Here is an 18341-nt window from a genome sequence, read left to right on the forward strand (position 1 = left end):
TGACGCATGCATGGCCGATTACGCTACGCTAATCCGCCCTACGTGTTTCCGGTGGTTCGTTGGTTTCCATGGTGTTTTACGCGGCGCCTGACATCAACGGCAACGTGATCTCAAAACTGCTGCGGCCATCGTCCATCAACACGCAACGCGCCTCGCCGCCATGGCGACGCGCGATCTGCCGCACCAACGCCAATCCCAATCCCGCGCCACTGTTGTCCCGCGTATTGCGACGGCGATAAAACGGCTCGAACACTCGCTCGAATTCCGCCTCCGGCACGCCCGGTCCGTCATCCCACACCGTCAGCCTGGCCGTGCCGCCGTCATTGGCGATGCTCACGTTCGCCGGCGGCTTGCCGTGCCGGTGCGCGTTCTCCAGCAAATTGCGCAACAAACGCCTTAGCAGGCGTGGATCGCCCTGCATCACGGCCGATTCACCATCGAGCACCGCTTCGTCGTAACGCGCACATTCCTCCGCCGCCAGCGCCAGCAGGTCGATTTCCTCCAAGGTGGTGTCGTCGACCACGGCCCCCAGCCGGCTGGCTAGCAGGATCTCGTCCAGCAGCTCATTGAGTTCGGCGATATCTTGTTCCAGGCCGGCGCGGCGCTTGGCGTCGACGCCGTCCTTGATCAACTCCAGCGCCAGGCGGATGCGCGCCAGCGGCGTGCGCAACTCGTGCGAGGCGTTGGCCAGCAGCGTCTTGTGCGCGCCGACCAGTTGCTCGATCTGGTCGGCGGCGCGGTTGAAGCTCAGCGCCAGCCGCGCCACCTCGTCTTTGCCCTCGACCTGCACGCGCGCCTTCAGGTCGCCCGCGCCCAGCAAGTCGACGCCGTGCTGCAGGCGCTCGAGCCGCTTGGTCAGCCCGCGCACCAGGGGAAAGGCGGCGATGCCCAGTCCCACCGCCAGCAGCATCAGCGCGTTGTTTAACATCGCCTTGGGCCGGGCGAAGCCCAGCGGCTCGCTCGACAGCAGCTTGCGTCCGTCGGGCAGCCGCACAAACGATTCGGGAGGCGGGCCGGTGATGCCGCGCTGGCGCCAGTGGCGCGACGGGATCTGGTCGCCGACCACCGCCAGCGTCTTCCAGTCGCGGGTATAGAGCGTCATGTGCGCGTTCAGGCCCCGGGCCACGTTCTCCAGCGCCGCCTGTTGTTCCTCGCGCGGCGCGTCCGGCGGCGCCAGCACGTTCTGCATCACGCGCGACAGCGTCACGTTGGAGCGTTCCAGCGGCCCGCCGCTGCGGCTCCACACCTGCATCACGGCCAGCGAAAACAGCAGCAGGATGACCAGTATCGCGGCATAGAAGCGGAAATACAGGCGTGGCAGGCCAATACGTATGCCGAAATTCGGGCGCTTCATCAATCCTGCACCTTGGCGAACAGGTAGCCGGCGCCGCGCACGGTGATGATGCGGCGCGGCTTTTTAGGGTCGTCCTCGACGGCGGCGCGGATGCGCGACATGTGGACGTCGATGGAGCGGTCGAACGCTTCGATCGGCTCGCCCTTGAGCAGTTCCATCAGGCTGTCGCGCGAGAGCACGCGGCCGGCGTGGCGCGCCAGCACCAGCAGCAGGTCGAACTGGTAGGCGGTCAGCTCGCAGGGCACGCCGTCGATCCTGGCGGAATGCGAATCGGGATCGATCTCCAGCCGGCCGAAGCGCAGGAATTCGCCGCGCGCGAGCTCTCCCGCGCCCCGGCGCGCGCTGTCGAGATGCCCCAGGTCGACGCGCCGGCGCAGGATGGCGCGCAGGCGCGCCAGCAGCTCGCGCGGCTCGAAAGGCTTGGGCAGGTAGTCGTCGGCGCCCATTTCCAGGCCGACGATGCGGTCGATGGCGTCGCCGCGCGCGGTCAGCATCAGCACCGGCACGTCCGAGACGGCGCGCGCCTGGCGGCAGACCTCCAGGCCGTCCATGTCGGGCAGCATCAGGTCGAGCACCACGGCGTCGACCTCCCCGGTGGCGATGTGGCCGACGGCCGTGCGGCCATTGGGCGCGTGCGTGACGCGGAAGCCGGATTGGCTCAGGTATTCGGTGAGCATCTCGGCCAGGCGGGGATCGTCCTCCACCAGTAGTATGCGGTCGTTTGTCGTATTCATGCGGTTCATTCTACGGACAGGCGCGCGGCTTCACAAGGACGTGCGGCGGCCGCCCGGTTGCGGGATTCAAAGGGGCAGTCTGACGTTAACGCGTGTCGCTGGAATGTCAAATCCGTAAAGAAATGTAAAGCAGGATTAACGCCCCGTGGGGAAACGCGGTGTTTTGTAGCGAGTTTGTAACCCGAGGTTGCGGGCCACTGACAGGGCAGGGTGCATATGCTAGAGTCCTCGCATCAAACGCCATGGTGTTTTTGCCATGGACACGCAAGCCTATAAAAGGATAACAATGGATTCGCAAGCCAAGCCCACTCAGAACGTCAACCCACCGAAGCGCAGCCGCCGCAGCAAGGTCGTCGGCGGCGTGATCGCTGTCGCCGCGATGGCGGGACTGGGTGGGCTGGCATGGTATCTGACGCACCAGCCGGCGGCGCCGGCGGGTGGGCCTGGCGGCGCCCCGGGTGCGGCCGGTCCCGGAGGCCCGGGCGGTCCCGGAGCCGGCGGCGGGCGGCGCGGCGCGCCGGCGACCACCGTTGGCGTGGCGACGGCGGAGAAGGCCGACATCCCGGTGACCCTGGAGGCGCTGGGCACCGTGACGGCCGCCGCCACCACCACGGTGCGCCCGCAGGTATCGGGCATTTTGCAGAAGGTGCTGTTCAAGGAAGGCCAGATGGTCAAGGCCGGCCAGGTGCTGGCGCAAATCGATCCGCGCCAGTTCGAAATGGCGTTGCTGCAGGCCAGCGGCCAGCGCCAGCGCGACGACGCCCAGCTGGAAAACGCCAAATTGACCTTGCAGCGCTATCAAACGCTGCTCAAGCAGGACTCGATCGCCCGCCAGGACGTCGACACGCAGGCGGCGCTGGTCAAGCAGCTCGAAGGCACGGTCATGACCGACCGCGCCGCCGAGGGCACGGCCAAGCTCAATCTGGGCTACACCAAGGTGATTGCGCCGATCACGGGCCGGGTGGGCCTGCGCGTGGTCGATATCGGTAACCTGGTCGGCTCCGGCGACGCCACCGGCATCGCCGTGATCACCCAGCTGTCGCCGATCGACGTGGAATTCTCGATCCCGCAGGACAGCGTGCCGGGCGTGATGCAGCGCGTGAACGACGGCGTGGCCTTGCCCGCGCTGGCGCTGGACCGCACCCGCACCAATATCCTCGACAGCGGCAAGTTTGCGGCGATGGACAACCAGGTCGATACGCAGACCGGCACCGTCAAGGCCAAGGCGCGCTTCGACAACGCCAAGTTCACGCTGTTCCCGAGCCAGTTCGTCAACGTGCGCCTGGAACTGCGCACCATCAAGGACGCGGTCATGGTGCCGGTGAACGCGGTGCGCCATGGCACCAAGGGCGATTTCGTCTGGGTGCTCAAGGCCGACAAGACCGTCACCATGCGCAGCATCACGCGCGGCGAGGCTACCGTCGAGAAGGTGCAGATCGCGACCGGCCTGCAGGCCGGCGAGCAGGTGATCACCGAGGGCGCGGACCGCCTCAAGGAAGGCGCCAAGGTGACCTTGCCGGGCGCCGGCCCTGGTGCGGGCGGACACCGGTCCCACGGCGCCGCCGGCGCGCCCGCCGCCGACGGTACTCCGGCCCCGGCCCACGAGCGTCGCCACCGCAAAGAACAGGGCGCGGCACAATAATGAGTCCATCCGCTCCATTTATCCAGCGGCCGGTAGCGACATCGCTGCTGATGCTGGCGATCGTGCTGGCCGGCCTGGTCGGCTTCAAGTTCCTGCCGCTGTCGGCGCTGCCTCAGGTCGATTTTCCGACCATCCAGGTGCAAACGCTGTATCCCGGCGGCAGTCCCGAGGTGATGGGACAGACCGTGACGGCGCCGCTGGAACGCCAATTCGGCCAGATGGCAGGCCTGCAGCGCATGAGTTCCACCAGCGCCGCCGGCGTCTCCATCATCACGCTGCAATTCGGCTTGTCGCAGACCCTCGAGGTGGCGGAGCAGGAAGTGCAGGCCGCGATCAACGCCGGCTCCTCGCTGCTGCCGACCGACTTGCCGGCACCGCCGATCTACGCCAAGGTCAATCCGGCCGACGCGCCGGTGCTGACCCTGGCGATCACCTCCGACACGATGCCGTTGACCGAGGTGCAGAACATCGTCAACACGCGCCTGGCGCTGAAGATCAGCCAGGTCTCCGGCGTCGGCCTGGTCACGCTGAGCGGCGGCCAGCGTCCGGCGGTGCGGATACAGGCCGACACCAACGCGCTGGCGTCCTACGGCCTTGGCCTGGACACGCTGCGCACGGCGATCACCGCCGCCAACGCCAACGGCGCCAAGGGCAGCTTCGACGGCCCGACCCGCGCCTACACCATCAACGCCAACGACCAACTGGTGGCGGCCAAGGACTACCAGAACCTGATCCTGGCCTACAAGAACGGCGCCCCGGTGCGCCTGTCCGACGTGGCGCAGGTGGTCGACAGCGCGGAAAACGTGGAGCTGGGCGCGTGGTCCGGCAACAAGCAGGCCATCATCCTCAACGTGCAGCGCCAGCCGGGCGCCAACGTCATCGCCACGGTCGACGCGATCAAGGCCCGCCTGCCGGAGCTGGAGGCGGGCCTGCCCGGCGCCATGAAACTGGAGGTGCTGAGCGACCGCACCACCGGCATCCGCGCCTCGGTCACACACGTGGGCATGGAGCTGGTGCTGGCGGTGCTGCTGGTGGTGCTGGTGATCTTCGCCTTCCTGCACAGCATACGCGCCACCGTGATCGCCAGCCTGTCGGTGCCGATCTCGCTGATCGGCACCTGCGGCATCATGTATCTGCTCGGGTTCAGCCTTAACAACCTGTCGCTGATGGCGCTGACCATCGCCACCGGCTTCGTGGTCGACGACGCCATCGTCATGATCGAAAACATCGCCCGCTACATCGAGGAGGGCGAGACGCCGATGGCCGCCTCGCTCAAAGGCGCTAAACAGATCGGCTTCACCATCATCTCGCTGACGGTGTCGCTGATCGCGGTGCTGATTCCGCTGCTGTTCATGGGCGACGTGGTGGGGCGCTTGTTCCGCGAGTTCGCGATGGCGCTGGCGATCACCATCCTGATCTCCGCCGTGGTGTCGCTCACCCTGGTGCCGATGATGTCGGCCCGCTGGCTCAAGAACCACGCCGAGGAGAAGCCGAGCCGCTTCGCCGTGCGCTTCCAGCAGTTCTTCGACTGGGTGGTCGGCCACTACGACCGCGCGCTGATCTGGGTGCTTAAACACAGCGGCCTGACCCTGCTGGTGGCGCTGGCCACCTTGCTGCTGACGGTGCTGCTGTATATCGTGATTCCGAAAGGCCTGTTCCCCACGCAGGACACCGGCCAGTTGCAGGCGCGCCTGGAGACCGGCAAGGCCGTCTCCTACGCCAAGATGGCGGACTTGCAGCAGCAGGCCGCGCGCCTGGTGCTGGAGGACCCGGATGTGGCCACGCTCAGTTCCGTGGTCGGCGTCGACGCGGCCAACAACACCATGCTCCATACCGGCAGCATGCTGATCAACCTCAAACGCGAGCGCACCGGCAGCCAGCAGGAGACCATGGACCGCCTGCGCAACCGCGTGGCGACGATCCCTGGCCTGACCTTGTATCTGCAGCCGACCCAGGATCTGACCATCGACGCCGAGACCGGGCCGACCCAGTTCCGCGTGTCGATCGAAGGCGCGGACAACGCCTCCGTCAACGAATGGGCCACCAAGCTCGCGGAACAGATGCGCACCAAGAAGGAGCTGCGCAACGTCGTCTCCGACGTTGGCGCCAGCGCCAACGCCGCCTACATCACGGTCGACCGGGACACCGCCTCGCGCCTGTCGGTCACCGCCGCCTCGATCGACGACGCGCTGTACAGCGCCTTCGGCCAGCGCATCGTCTCGACCATCTTCACCGAGACCAACCAGTACCGCGTGATCCTGGAGGCGAAAAGCGACGACATCACCACGCCGCAGGACTTGGGCAACCTGCAACTGCGCACCGGTTCCGGCAAGTCCACGCCGCTGTCGGCGATCGCCAGCATCAGCGAGCGCCCGGCGCCGCTGCAGGTGACACACGTGGCGCAGTATCCGGCCACCACCCTGGGCTTCGATACCGCCCCCGACGTCTCCCTCGGCACGGCGGTCGACAGCATCAAGCAGGCCGCCGCCGAGATCAAGTTCCCGCCGTCGGTGACCTTGACCTTCCTCGGCGCGTCCGGCGCCTACCAAGCCTCGTTGTCCAACCAACTGTGGCTGATCCTGGCGGCGGTGGTCTGCGTCTACATCGTGCTGGGCGTGCTGTATGAAAGCTATGTGCACCCGCTGACGATCCTGTCGACGTTGCCGTCGGCCGGCGTCGGCGCCTTGCTGGCGCTGTGGATCAGCGGCCAGGATCTGGGCGTGATCGGCATCATCGGCATCATTCTGCTGATCGGCATCGTCAAGAAGAACGCCATCATGATGATCGACTTCGCCATCGACGCCGAGCGCGAAGGCGGCATGCCGCCGCGCGAGGCGATCCACCAGGCCGCGCTGCTGCGCTTCCGTCCGATCCTGATGACGACCCTGGCGGCGCTGTTCGCCGCCGTGCCGTTGATGCTGGGCTGGGGCGAGGGCGCCGAACTGCGCCGCCCATTGGGCCTGGCGATCTTCGGTGGCCTGATCGTCAGCCAGCTTTTGACCTTGTTCACCACGCCGGTTATTTACCTGGGCTTCGACAGCCTGGCGCGCCGCTTCGGCGGCGGCAAGCCGAATGCGCCGGCATCGAAACCCTCGTCCACCGTGGCCGAAGGTGGTGCGCCGTGAACCTGTCGTCGCCATTCGTCAAGCGGCCGATCGCCACCGTCCTGCTGACGGTCGGCATCGCGCTGGCCGGCATCGGCGCGTTCTTCGTGCTGCCGGTGGCGCCTTTGCCGCAGGTCGATTTCCCCATCATCACGGTCAACGCCAACCTGCCGGGCGCCAGCCCGTCGACGATGGCCAGCAGCGTCTCGACGCCGCTCGAGCGCCACCTGGGTGTGATCGCCGGCGTCAACGAAATGACGTCCAGTTCCAGCACCAGCTCCGCCAATATCACCTTGCAGTTCGATTTGAACCGCAACGTCGACTCGGTGGCGCGCGAGGTGCAGGCGGCGATCAACGCAAGCCGCGTCGACCTGCCGGCCACCTTGCGCAGCAATCCCACCTACCGCAAGGCCAACACCTCCGGCTCGCCGGTGATGATCCTGGCGCTGACGTCCAGATCGCGCACGCCGGGGCAGATCTACGACGCCGTTTCCAACACCGTGCTACAGCGCCTGTCGCAGGTGACCGGCGTGGGCGACGTGGAACTGGGTGGCGGTTCGCTGCCGGCGGTGCGCGTCGAGCTCAATCCGTATGCGCTGAACCAGTACGGCCTGTCGATGGAGGATGTGCGCGCGGCGATCCAGGCCGCCAACGCCAACCGTCCGCGCGGCGCCGTGCAGGGGCACGGCCGCCGCCTTCAGATCTATACCGAGTCGGCCAACGCCAGCGGCGGGCGCAACGCCAGGGACTACCAGGACCTGGTGGTCGGTTGGCGCGACGCCACCGCGATCCGGCTGAAGGACGTGGCGGAGGTGGTCGACGGCGTCGAGGACGTGAACAATCTTGGCCTGTTCAACGGCCAGCCGGCGATTGTCGTCCTGATCCGGCCGCAAGCCGGCGCCAACGTGATCGAAACGGTCGACAGCGTGCGCGCGCAACTGCCCGCGCTGCAGGCGCAGATGCCGCCCGACGTCAACGTCGCCATCGCCAGCGACAGCACCAATTCGATCCGCTCGTCGCTGCACGAGATCGAGGTCACCCTGATCATTTCGATCTTGCTGGTGGTGCTGGTGGTGAGCGTCTTCCTGCGCAACCTGCGCGCGACCATCGTGCCGGCGGTGGCGACGGTGGTGTCGCTGCTGGGCACCTTCGGCGTGATGTACCTGCTCGGCTTCAGCCTGAACAACCTGTCGCTGATGGCGCTGACCGTGGCCACCGGCTTTGTCGTCGACGACGCCATCGTGGTGCTGGAAAACACCCAGCGCCACATCGAGGCCGGCATGGACCGCCTGTCGGCGGCGCTGCTTGGCGCGCGCGAGGTGGGCTTCACGGTGCTGTCGATCAGCCTCTCGCTAATCGCCGTGTTCATTCCATTGCTGTTCATGGGCGGCCAGTTCGGCGCGCTGTTCAAGGAGTTCGCCATCACCTTGTCGGCGGCGGTGATGATTTCGCTGGTGATCTCGCTGACCACGACGCCGATGATGTGCGCCTGGCTGCTCAAGCCGGACCAGCATGGCAAGCCTCCCGGCCGCGTCGCGCGCTTCTTCGAGGCCGGCTTCGACAAGATACTCAAGGGTTATGAGCATAGCCTGGACTGGGCGCTGTCGAGCGTCTGGCTGGTGATGCTGAGCCTCGTGTTCGTGATCGGCCTGAATGTCTATCTGTTCGCGGCCATTCCCAAGGGCGGTTTTCCGCAGCAGGACACGGGCCAGATCAGCGGCGGCATCCGCGCCGACCAGAGCATCTCGTTCCAGGCCATGCAAGGAAAACTGCGCCAGCTGGTCAACATCATCAAGGACGATCCCGATGTCGCCACGGTGGTGGGCTTCACCGGCGGGCGGCGCGCCGGCGGCGGCTTCATGTTCGTCAACCTGAAGCCGGCCAACGAGCGCTCCGTCGCGGGCAACGCCGTGATCGCGCGCCTGCGGCCCAAGCTGGCGAAGGTGACGGGCGTTAGCCTGTTCCTCAGTCCCGTGCAGGACTTGCGCTCGGGCGGGCGTTCGGCCAACGCCAACAACCAGTACACGCTCAAAAGCGACAACGAGGCCGATTTGAAGAAGTGGGCCACGCGTCTGGCGGACGCGATGAAGGCCAGGAAGTCGATGGTCGATGTCGATAGCGACCAGGCGGAAAACGGTGTCGAAACCTTCGTCACCATCGACAAGCAAAGCGCCTCGCGGCTCGGCGTGTCGGCCAAGGATATCGACAACGCCTTGTACAACAGCTTCGGCCAGCGCCAGGTGGCGACCATCTACGGTGAGGTGAACCAGTATCACGTGATCATGGAGGTGGCGCGCGAGTACAGCAGGAGTCCGGAGGCGTTGAAGGACGTCTATGTGCCGTCGAAAGGCCTGCCGGCGCCCACCGCCAGCAACCCTAGCGGCGCGCCGACGGCCACCACGACGGCCTCCACGACCGCCGCGACGGCAAGTACCGGCACCACCAGCACCGCCAGCACGGCCACCGCCGCCAACGTCGCCGCGCCTGCGGTCAGGGACGCGTCGTCCGGCTCCGCGCTGAGCACCTCGGCCACCACCATGGTGCCGTTGTCGGCGATGGCCAAGTTCGCGGAAAGCTCGACGGCGACGTCGATCAACCACCAGGACGGGGAGCTGGCGACAACCATCGCCTTCAACCTGGCCGACGGCTTCAGCCTGTCCGACGCTTCCGCCGACATCGCGGCGGCCGAGGCGGAGATCGGCCTGCCGAACAATGTACGTGGCAGCTTCGCCGGCGCCGCCAAGACGGCGCAGGACAGTAACAAGTCGCTGCCGCTGCTGATCCTGGCGGCCATCGTGGTGATCTACATCGTGCTGGGCATCCTGTACGAAAGCCTGGTCCATCCGGTGACGGTGCTCACCACCTTGCCGTCTGCTGGTGTGGGGGCGGTGCTGGCGCTGCTGATCTTCAAGATGGAGTTCTCGACGATCGCCTTGATCGGCATCTTCCTGTTGATCGGCATCGTCAAGAAGAACGCCATCCTGATCATCGACTTTGCGCTGGAGGCGGAACGCTCGCGCGGCCTGTCGCCGCTCGAAGCGGTGCGCGAAGCCTGCCTGCTGCGCTTCCGTCCCATCCTGATGACGACCCTTGCCGCGGCCCTGGGCGCGCTGCCGCTGGCGATCGGCTTCGGCGAGGGCTCGGAGCTGCGCCGGCCGCTGGGCGTGGCCATCATCGGTGGCCTGATCGCCAGCCAGTTGCTGACCCTTTTGACCACGCCGGTGGTCTACATCCTGATGGACAAGCTGCGCCGCCGCAGTCCGTCCGAACAACAATTGAGCAAAATTCACAGCGATCCGTCGCCGAGCACACCATGAGCACACACGCAACAACCATCCTTCGCCAGACGCCGCGCCATCTTGTGATCGCGCTTGCCGTGCTGGCGGCGCTGGCCACCGCCGGTTGCGCCGTCGGCCCGGCCTACAAGCTGCCGGAGACGCCGTCGCCGGCGGCCTTCAAGGAAACCGCCACCGATGCCGAGAAGGCCGCCGCCGGATGGACCGTCGCCGCGCCGTCCGACATGCTCGAACGCGGGCCGTGGTGGCAGCTGTTCGGCGACCCGCTGTTGAACCAGCTTGCCGACAGCATCGAGGTCTCGAACCAGAACGTGGCCCTGGCCGCCGCCAACTACGCGCAGGCGAGGGCGCTGGTCGGCGAGCAGCGCGCCGCGCTGTTCCCTGCGGTCGATTTGAACGGCAGCGCCAACCGCTCCGGTGGCGGCAACACGCAGACCGCCAGCCAGTACCGCGCCAACATCGGCGCCAGCTGGGAGCCGGATATCTGGGGCAGGCTGCGCGCCGGCACCAACAGCGCCCAGGCCAGCCTGCAGGCCAGCGCCGCCGACCTGGCGGCCGCCCGCCTGTCCGCGCAGGGCGAACTGGCCACCAACTACTTCCTGCTGCGCCAGGCCGACGCCGAAAAGGCGCTGCTCGACGCCACCACCGAAGGCTACGAGCGCGTGCTGCAGATCACGCAGAACCGCTTCGACGCCGGCGTCACCACCAGGTCGGACCTGCTGCAGGCGCAAACCCAGTTGGCCAACGCCCGCATCGACCAGGTCTCGCTGGTGCAGCAGCGCGCCACGCTGGAACACGCGATCGCGGTCCTGCTGGGCAAGGCCGCCAGCGACTTCGCGCTGGCGCCGGCGCCGTGGAACGTGACGGTGCCGGATGTGCCGGCCGGCGTGCCTTCGACCTTGCTGCAACGCCGTCCTGACATCGCCTCGGCCGAACGCTCGGTGGCCGCCGCCAACGAGCAAATTGGCATTGCGCGCGCCGCCTATTTCCCGAGCCTGAACCTGACCGGTTCCTACGGCTTCGGTTCGAACGCGGCCTCTGGCCTGTTCAACGCCTCCAACAGCCTGTGGTCGCTGGGACTGTCGGCGGCGCAGACGCTGTTCGACGCCGGCGCCACCAGGGCCCGCGTGGCTGGCGCCGAGGCCTCGCGCGACGCCGCCATCGCCCGCTACCGCCAGACGGTGCTGACCGCGTTCGCCGACGTCGAGAACCAGCTGTCGGCCACCAGGGCGCTGGCGCAGCAGCAGGACCTGCGCAGGATCGCCTCCGAGGCGGCCGACCAGGTCGAGGCGCAGATGCTGAACCGCTACCGCGCCGGCCAGGTTGGCTACACCGATGTAGTGACCGCCCAGACCACGGCGCTGAACGCGCGCCGCGCGCTGGTGCAATCGCAGGCCGACCGCCAGACCACGGCGATCGCGTTGATCCAGTCGCTGGGCGGCGGCTGGCATGCCGCAAGCGACTAGGGTGCGCACGCGCGGGGCGCCCGCTTGGTTTTTGGGCGCGACCTTTGTATAATCATCTGGCAAGATGTAGACAAAAACCACATTCCCTGCTTCCCTTGTTGCGCAGCAGGCGGCGTGGCCCGACGGTTGGTTTTAATGCCACGATGACGAAACGCCCGCTTTCCAACACTATTGCCCCACCTGCCGCCGCCGACGGCGCGCCGGCGCGTTCGTCCGCCGCGCCGATACCGGTGCCGGTGGTGGGCATCGGCGCCTCGGCCGGCGGCTTCGATCCGATTTGCGAATTCCTCGTGGCGGTGCCTTCCTCCAGCGGCCTGGCCTATGTCGTCGTGCAGCACCTCGACCCGGTCCACAAAGGCATGCTGCCGGAATTGCTGCAGCGGGTGACGCCGATGAAGGTGACGGAGGTGACCGACGGTATGCCGGTCGAAGCGGACCATGTCTACGTGATTCCGCCCGACCGCGACCTCGGTTTCGAAGGCGGCCGGTTCGCGGTGCTGCCGCCGGTGGGGCAACGCGGCTTTCGCTTGCCAATCGATAGCTTCTTCCGCGCGCTGGCCGAGCATGGCCGCGAGCGCGCGATCGGCATCGTACTTTCCGGTATGGGCGTGGACGGCACCCATGGCCTGGCGGCGATCCGCGACAACGGCGGCCTGACCATGGCGCAGCCGCCGGGGGCGGCGCGCTTCGATCCGATGCCGCTCAGCGCCATCGACGCCGAGGTGATCGACATCGTCGCGCCGCCGTCCGAGATGCCGGCGCATATCGCCGAGTGGCGCGGCGGCCATGAAGGCGGCTTGCCGGCGCAGGCGCTGGCGCAGCGCGAGGCGCTGCAGCAGTTGTTCCAGTTGCTGCTCAAGCAGACCGGCGCCAATTTCTCCGACTATAAACTGAGCACCGTCATGCGCCGCATCGAGCGTCGCATGAAGCTGCGCCAGTGCGCCGCGTTAAGCGACTACGTCGGCTACATGGCCGCCAACCCGGCCGAGATCGAGCTGCTGTTCAAGGAACTGCTGATCGGCGTGACCAATTTCTTCCGCGATCCCAAGGTGTGGGAATACCTGATGGCGAGCGCATTGCCGCAACTGCTGGCGGAGCATCCCGACGGTGCCGCCTTCAAGGCCTGGGTGCCCGCCTGTTCGACCGGGCAGGAGGCCTATTCGCTGGCGATTGCCTTCAACGAGGTGCTCGAGCAGTTGCGGCCCACGGCACGCTACACGCTGCAGATCTTCGCCACCGACCTTGACGAAGACGCCATCGACCGCGCGCGCCAGGGCGTCTTCAACGCCGCCATCGAGGCCGACGTCTCGAGTGAACTGCTACAACGCTATTTCATGCCGGCCGAGAAGGGCGGCTATCGTATCCGCAAGGACGTGCGCAACACGATCATCTTCGCGCGCCAGAACATCATTTCCGATCCGCCGTTCACCAAGCTCGATATCCTGTGCTGCCGCAACCTGCTGATTTACTTTACCGCCAAGCTGCAGGAGCAACTGATCCCGCTGTTCCACTACGCGCTCAAGACCGGCGGCCTGCTGATGCTGGGCAGCGCCGACACGCCCGGCCATTTCAATGAACTGTTCGCGCCGATGACCGGCGCCGGCCGCATTTACCGGCGGCTGGACGCGTCCATCCACCGCGTGGCCAATTACTTCCCCACGCGCGTTAGCAGCGTGTCGATTCCTTCCGTCAGCGAGCCCATCAATCCATCCATGAACGGTAATCTCCAAACCCAGGTCGAGCAGCTGCTGCTTAAAAAGCACGCGCCGGCCGCCGTGCTACTCAACGTCCATGGCGACATCCTGTACATCCATGGCCGCACCGGCGCCTACCTGGAACCGGCCGCCGGCAAGGCCAACTGGAACATCCACGCGATGGCGCGCGACAGCCTGCGCCACGAGCTGGCCGACCTGCTCAAGCGCGCCTCGCAGACCGACGGCATGATCGCCGTGCGCGGCCTGATACAGCGCGACGCGGCGGGCAAACCGTCGCAGGCGCTGGACCTGACCGCCGAAGCGATGCCGGAATCGGGACCGTTGTCGGGTACCTTGATGCTGACCTTCGCCACCTTGCCGCTGCCGCCGGAGCGGCGCCGTTCGCGCTCGGCCAACCCGCAGGTGCTGGAGCTGGAGCAGCAGCTGGCGCAGGCGCGCCTGGAGATCCAGGCGGTGCGCGACGAGATGCAGGCCTCGCGCGAGGAGTTGAAGTCGGCCAACGAGGAGCTGCAGTCGACCAATGAGGAACTGCAATCGACCAACGAGGAGCTGACCACCTCCAAGGAGGAGATGCAGTCGCTGAACGAGGAGCTGTACACCGTCAACGCCGAGCTGCAATCGAAGGTGGACGATCTGTCGCTGGTCAACGGCGACATGAAAAATCTGCTCAACAGCACCGACGTGGCGACCATTTTCCTCGACTCCAGGCTGCGCATCCGCCGCTTCACCGACCAGACCACGCAGATCTACAAGCTGATACCGAGCGACGCGCAACGGCCTTTGGGCGACATCGTCAACGATTTGCTGTATCCGGAGCTGGAGGCCGACGCGCAGGAGGTGCTGCGCACGCTGGTGTTCTGCGAAAAGCAGATCCCCACGCGCAGCGGCGGCTGGTACACGGTGCGCATCATGCCTTACCGGACCGTGGAGAACGTGATTGATGGCGTGGTGGTCACGTTCATCAACATCACCGAATCGAAACTGCTGGAGGCGCAGCTGCGGTCCATGCAAAAAGAAGGTCCGGGACCGGCATGAACAAGCGGCAGCGCCCCGAACTCGATCCCGACCGGCTACGCTATGTGGCCGAGCAGGCGGTCGCTGCGCTGGCCAAGACCGGCCGCCCGCCGCCCGCCGACGCCGACAGCGAGACGCTGAAGCGCTGGCACGAACTGCAGGTGAGCCAGATCGAGCTCGATATGCAGAATGTGGCGTTGGCCGAGGTGCAGACCGAGCGCGATCTGGCCGAGGCGGCGCGCGAGCACTACGCGGCGTTGTACGACCAGGCGCCGGCCGGTTATCTGTCGCTCGATCCCGAGGGCCGCATCACGCGCGCCAACCACGCCGCCGGCGATTTGCTGGGCTGCCGCCGCGAAGAACTGCGAGGCCGGTCGTTCGAGCAGTTCGTGGCGCCGCAGGCGCAGGCCGGCCTGCGCCGGTTCCTGGCCGAGCTGCTGGTGAGCGGGCAGCGCGCGGTGCTGGAGGTGCCGCTGTTCGCCGCGTTGCGCGGCGGCGCGCAGCGCCAGGTGCACATCGAGGCCAATCTCGATGCCGCCGCCCGCAAGTGCCGCATGATCCTCACCGACATCGGCAGCGCCGACGCGCGCGAGGCCGCGCGGCGGCGCGCCTTCCAGGTGATCGACGGCATGGGCGAGGGCGTGATGGTGTGCGACTTCGAAAAGCGCATCGTCTCCGTCAATCCCGCCTTCACCACCTTGACCGGCTATCCGGTGGAGGAGGCACTGGGCCGCGATCCGCGCTTTCTCGGTCGCCCCGGTGCCCATCCGGTGGGCTTCCACGCCGAGGCGATGCGCTGCCTGTGCAGCTACGGCAGATGGCAGGGCGAGGTGTTCAACCGCCGGCGCGACGGCGTGCCCTACGTCGCGGCGATGTCGCTGACGGTGATCCGCGACGAGGACGGTGGAATCACCCATTTCATCGGCGTGTTCTCCGACATCACGGCGCGCCAGCGGGCCGACGCCGACCTGCTGAAACTGTCGCGCCAGCTCGATGCGCGGGTGGCGGCGCGCACCGCCGAGCTGACCGAGGCGAACCGCCTGCTGATGCTGGAGGTGGCCGAGCGCAAACGCACCGAGGCCGCGCTGCACGAATCGCGCGACCAGCTGCGCAAACTGGCCGAGCACCTGGAGACGGTCAAGGAGGATGAGCGCAAGCGCATCGCCCGCGACATCCATGACGAACTGGGACAAAACCTGCTGGCGCTGCGCATCGACATCTCGATGCTCAGCGCCCGCACCGGCGAGCGGCACGCGCGCCTGCACCAGCGCGTCAACGGGGTGCTGGACAATATCGACACGACCATCCGCAGCGTGCGCGGCATCATGAACGAACTGCGCCCGGCGGTGCTGGACCTGGGCCTGCAGGCGGCGATGGAATGGCAGGCCGCCGAATTCCGCAAACGCAGCGGCATGACGTGCGCCCTGGCCCTGCCCGGGGAGGCGACCTTCGCGACGATCACGTCGGAGATGGCGATCGTGCTGTTCCGCGGCATGCAGGAGGCGCTGAGCAATGTGCGCCGCCACGCGCACGCCAGCCATGTCGACATCGTGCTGGCGGTGCGCGGCGGGCGCCTGGTCTTCCGCGTGGCCGACAACGGCATCGGCATCGCGCCCCACCAGCGCGGCAAGAGCGAGTCCTTCGGCTTGATCGGCATGGCGCAGCGCGTGGCGGCGCTGGGCGGCAGTTTCGAGGTCGGCCAATATGTGCCGGGCGGCGGCTGCACCTTGACTCTGGGCTTCGACCTGCCGGACGAAAACGGCGCCGACTAGCGGCGCAGCTTAGCTGCCGGATGCGCAAAAAGCATTTTCAGCCATCCGCATAAGGAATATACTGCCGCTGGAACTCAACCAGGGGCTTTATCTTGTTAAAATATCTAGTGCTGCCGGCCGCTATCCTCGGCGCGGCGGCGGCTCACGCCGACGAAGGGCAGTGGCAGCCATACCAATTGCCGCAGCTGAAATCCGAACTACAACGCATCGGCATCACCATCCCGGCCGAAAAGCTGGCCGACCTGTCCAAGCATCCGATGAGCGCCATTGTCGCGCTGCCCGGCTGCTCGGCGTCGTTCGTGTCCGACGCCGGCCTGGTGGTCACCAACCACCACTGCGCCTATGGCGCCATCCAGCGCAACGCGACGCCGGAGCACAACTACATCGTCGACGGCTTCCTGGCCAAGACCCGCGCGCAGGAGCTGCCGGGCGGCCCGAATGCGCTGGTGTATGTGACCGACAAGGTGGAAAACGTCACCGCCCGCGTGCTTAAGGACGTGACGTCGTCGATGAGCGGCAAGCAGCGCCACGACGCGGTGGAAAAAGCCGTCAAGGCGCTGATCGCCGAATGCGAAACCGACAAGAGCTACCGCTGCTCGGTGCCGGCCTTCCATCGGGGGCTGGAATACTACCGCATCCGCCAGATGATGATACGCGACGTGCGCCTGGTCTACGCGCCGCCGGACATGATCGGCAATTACGGCGGCGACGTCGATAACTACGAATGGCCGCGCCATACCGGCGACTTCGCCTTCCTGCGCGCCTACGTGGGCAAGGACGGCCGTCCGGCCGATCCGTCGCCGGACAACGTGCCGTATCGATCGAAGGACTTCCTGGTGCTGTCGGCCGAGGGGCTGAAGAGCGGCGATCCGGTGCTGCTGGCCGGTTATCCGGGCCGCACCAGCCGTTACAAGCTGCCGTCGGAAATCCGCGCCGCGCGCGACGTCGGCTATCCGGCCCGCGTGACCGAAATCCAGGCCGATCTGGACGTCATCGCCGCCGCCACCAAGGGCAGCCCGGCGGCGGAAGTGCGCTACGCCAGCGTCGCCAAGAGCCTGAACAACGTGATGAAGAAATCGCAGGGCCTGATGGACGGCTTCGCGCGCAAGGACATCGCCGCCGTCAAGGACGTGCAGGACGCGGAGTTCCGCGCCTGGTACGCCGCGCAGAAGGATGTATCGAAAACGCTGCTGTCCGAACTGGACGCGGTGATCGCCGCCGATATCGCGTTAAGCGACGAGGAATTCGGCTACGGCGTCGCCACCACCGGCGATCTGCTGAAAAGCGCCAATACGCTGCATCGCCTGGCGCTCGAAAGCGCGAAGCCGGACGCCGAGCGCGAAACCGGTTTCCAGCAGCGCGACGCCACCTTCATCAAGGCGCGTTTGAACCGCCTGGAGCAGTCGTATGTGGCCGGGGTGGACCAGGCGCGTTTCGTGGCGTCGCTGCGGCGCTACGCCAAGCTGCCCAAGTCCATGCACGTGGCGGGGCTTGATCCGCTGCTGCCAGCGCCCGAGGCGGTGCCGGCGATGTATGCGAAGACGCGGCTGGGCGACACCGCCACGCGGCTGGCGTGGATCGGCAAGGACGCCGCCGCCGTCAAGGCGTCGGATGACGCTTTCATGCAACTGGCGGCGAAGCTGGACGCCACGGCGCAGTCGCTCAAGGAGCGCCGCAAGGAACTGGACGGCAATCTGGAGCGCGTGATCCCGCGCTACATGGAGGCTGTCATCGCGTGGAAGAAATCGCAGGGCAAGCCGGTGTACCCGGACGCCAATGGCACCTTGCGCGTGACCTACGGCACCGTGGCGCCGTATTCGCCGCGCGACGGCATCAGCAAAGGCCCGTTCACCACCGTCGAGGGCATCGTTGAAAAGCATACCGGCAAGGACCCGTTCAACGCGCCGCAAAAGCAGCTCGACGCCATCAAGGCCAAGCGCTATGGGCGGTTCAAGGACGCCATCCTCGGCACCGTGCCGGTCGACTTCCTGAGCAGCGCCGATACCACCGGCGGCAACTCCGGCTCGGCGGTGATGAACCGCAGAGGCGAGTTGATCGGCCTGAACTTCGATTCGACCTACGAGTCGATCACGAAGGACTGGTACTTCGATCCCGCCATCACCCGCGCTATCCATCTGGACATCCGGTATATGCTGTGGGTGATGAGCGAGGTCGATCATGCCGACAATGTGCTCGAAGAGATGACCATTAAATATCCGGCGAAAAAATAATGCACGAATTATC

Annotated in this window: 9 protein-coding genes; 7 read left to right on the forward strand and 2 right to left on the reverse strand. The window is 66.6% G+C overall.

What is annotated here, in order from left to right:
* Nucleotides 1–76: 76 nt before the first annotated feature.
* Nucleotides 77–1354, reverse strand: a complete 1278-nt coding sequence (locus tag NHH88_11605) for an ATP-binding protein (GenBank protein ID USX16389.1) — start codon at nt 1352–1354, stop codon at nt 77–79.
* Nucleotides 1354–2088 (reverse strand): response regulator transcription factor, encoded by a 735-nt coding sequence (locus NHH88_11610; GenBank protein ID USX16390.1) that lies wholly within the window; start codon nt 2086–2088, stop codon nt 1354–1356. The genes NHH88_11605 and NHH88_11610 overlap by 1 nt, the downstream gene beginning before the upstream one ends.
* A 286-nt stretch (nt 2089–2374) precedes the next feature.
* On the opposite strand from NHH88_11610, the gene NHH88_11615 reads away from it, so the two are divergent.
* The 7 genes from NHH88_11615 to NHH88_11645 all read left to right on the forward strand — a co-directional run bounded on the left by NHH88_11615 (nt 2375) and on the right by NHH88_11645 (nt 18328).
* A complete protein-coding gene (locus NHH88_11615; GenBank protein ID USX16391.1) occupies nt 2375–3730 on the forward strand; it encodes an MdtA/MuxA family multidrug efflux RND transporter periplasmic adaptor subunit in 1356 nt (451 codons plus the stop codon).
* Nucleotides 3730–6855, forward strand: coding sequence for an efflux RND transporter permease subunit (locus NHH88_11620; protein ID USX16392.1), 3126 nt, complete (start codon nt 3730–3732; stop codon nt 6853–6855). Before NHH88_11615 ends, NHH88_11620 begins: the two co-directional genes overlap by 1 nt.
* Complete coding sequence (locus NHH88_11625; protein USX16393.1) at nt 6852–10151, forward strand: efflux RND transporter permease subunit; 3300 nt, start codon at nt 6852–6854, stop codon at nt 10149–10151. Before NHH88_11620 ends, NHH88_11625 begins: the two co-directional genes overlap by 4 nt.
* Entirely contained in the window at nt 10148–11596 is a 1449-nt protein-coding gene (locus NHH88_11630; protein ID USX16394.1) for an efflux transporter outer membrane subunit, read from the forward strand. Before NHH88_11625 ends, NHH88_11630 begins: the two co-directional genes overlap by 4 nt.
* A gap of 143 nt (nt 11597–11739) precedes the next feature.
* Nucleotides 11740–14346, forward strand: a complete 2607-nt coding sequence (locus NHH88_11635; GenBank protein USX16395.1) for a PAS domain-containing protein — start codon at nt 11740–11742, stop codon at nt 14344–14346.
* The gene (locus tag NHH88_11640) at nt 14343–16097 is read left to right on the forward strand and encodes a PAS domain S-box protein (protein ID USX16396.1); all 1755 of its coding nucleotides are present in this window, start codon (nt 14343–14345) and stop codon (nt 16095–16097) included. Before NHH88_11635 ends, NHH88_11640 begins: the two co-directional genes overlap by 4 nt.
* Nucleotides 16098–16189: 92 nt before the next feature.
* Entirely contained in the window at nt 16190–18328 is a 2139-nt protein-coding gene (locus NHH88_11645) for a S46 family peptidase (GenBank protein ID USX16397.1), read from the forward strand.
* Nucleotides 18329–18341: the final 13 nt, after the last annotated feature.

This window comes from Oxalobacteraceae bacterium OTU3CAMAD1 (genome assembly GCA_024123915.1).
Lineage (GTDB): Bacteria > Pseudomonadota > Gammaproteobacteria > Burkholderiales > Burkholderiaceae_D > Rugamonas.

Coding starts and splice junctions, on each gene's coding strand:
- NHH88_11630 (USX16394.1), top strand. CDS start 10,148: ATGAGCACACACGCAACAACCATCCTTCGCCAGACGCCGCGCCATCTT.
- NHH88_11620 (USX16392.1), top strand. CDS start 3,730: ATGAGTCCATCCGCTCCATTTATCCAGCGGCCGGTAGCGACATCGCTG.
- NHH88_11640 (USX16396.1), top strand. CDS start 14,343: ATGAACAAGCGGCAGCGCCCCGAACTCGATCCCGACCGGCTACGCTAT.
- NHH88_11635 (USX16395.1), top strand. CDS start 11,740: ATGACGAAACGCCCGCTTTCCAACACTATTGCCCCACCTGCCGCCGCC.
- NHH88_11615 (USX16391.1), top strand. CDS start 2,375: ATGGATTCGCAAGCCAAGCCCACTCAGAACGTCAACCCACCGAAGCGC.
- NHH88_11605 (USX16389.1), bottom strand. CDS start 1,354: ATGAAGCGCCCGAATTTCGGCATACGTATTGGCCTGCCACGCCTGTAT.
- NHH88_11610 (USX16390.1), bottom strand. CDS start 2,088: ATGAATACGACAAACGACCGCATACTACTGGTGGAGGACGATCCCCGC.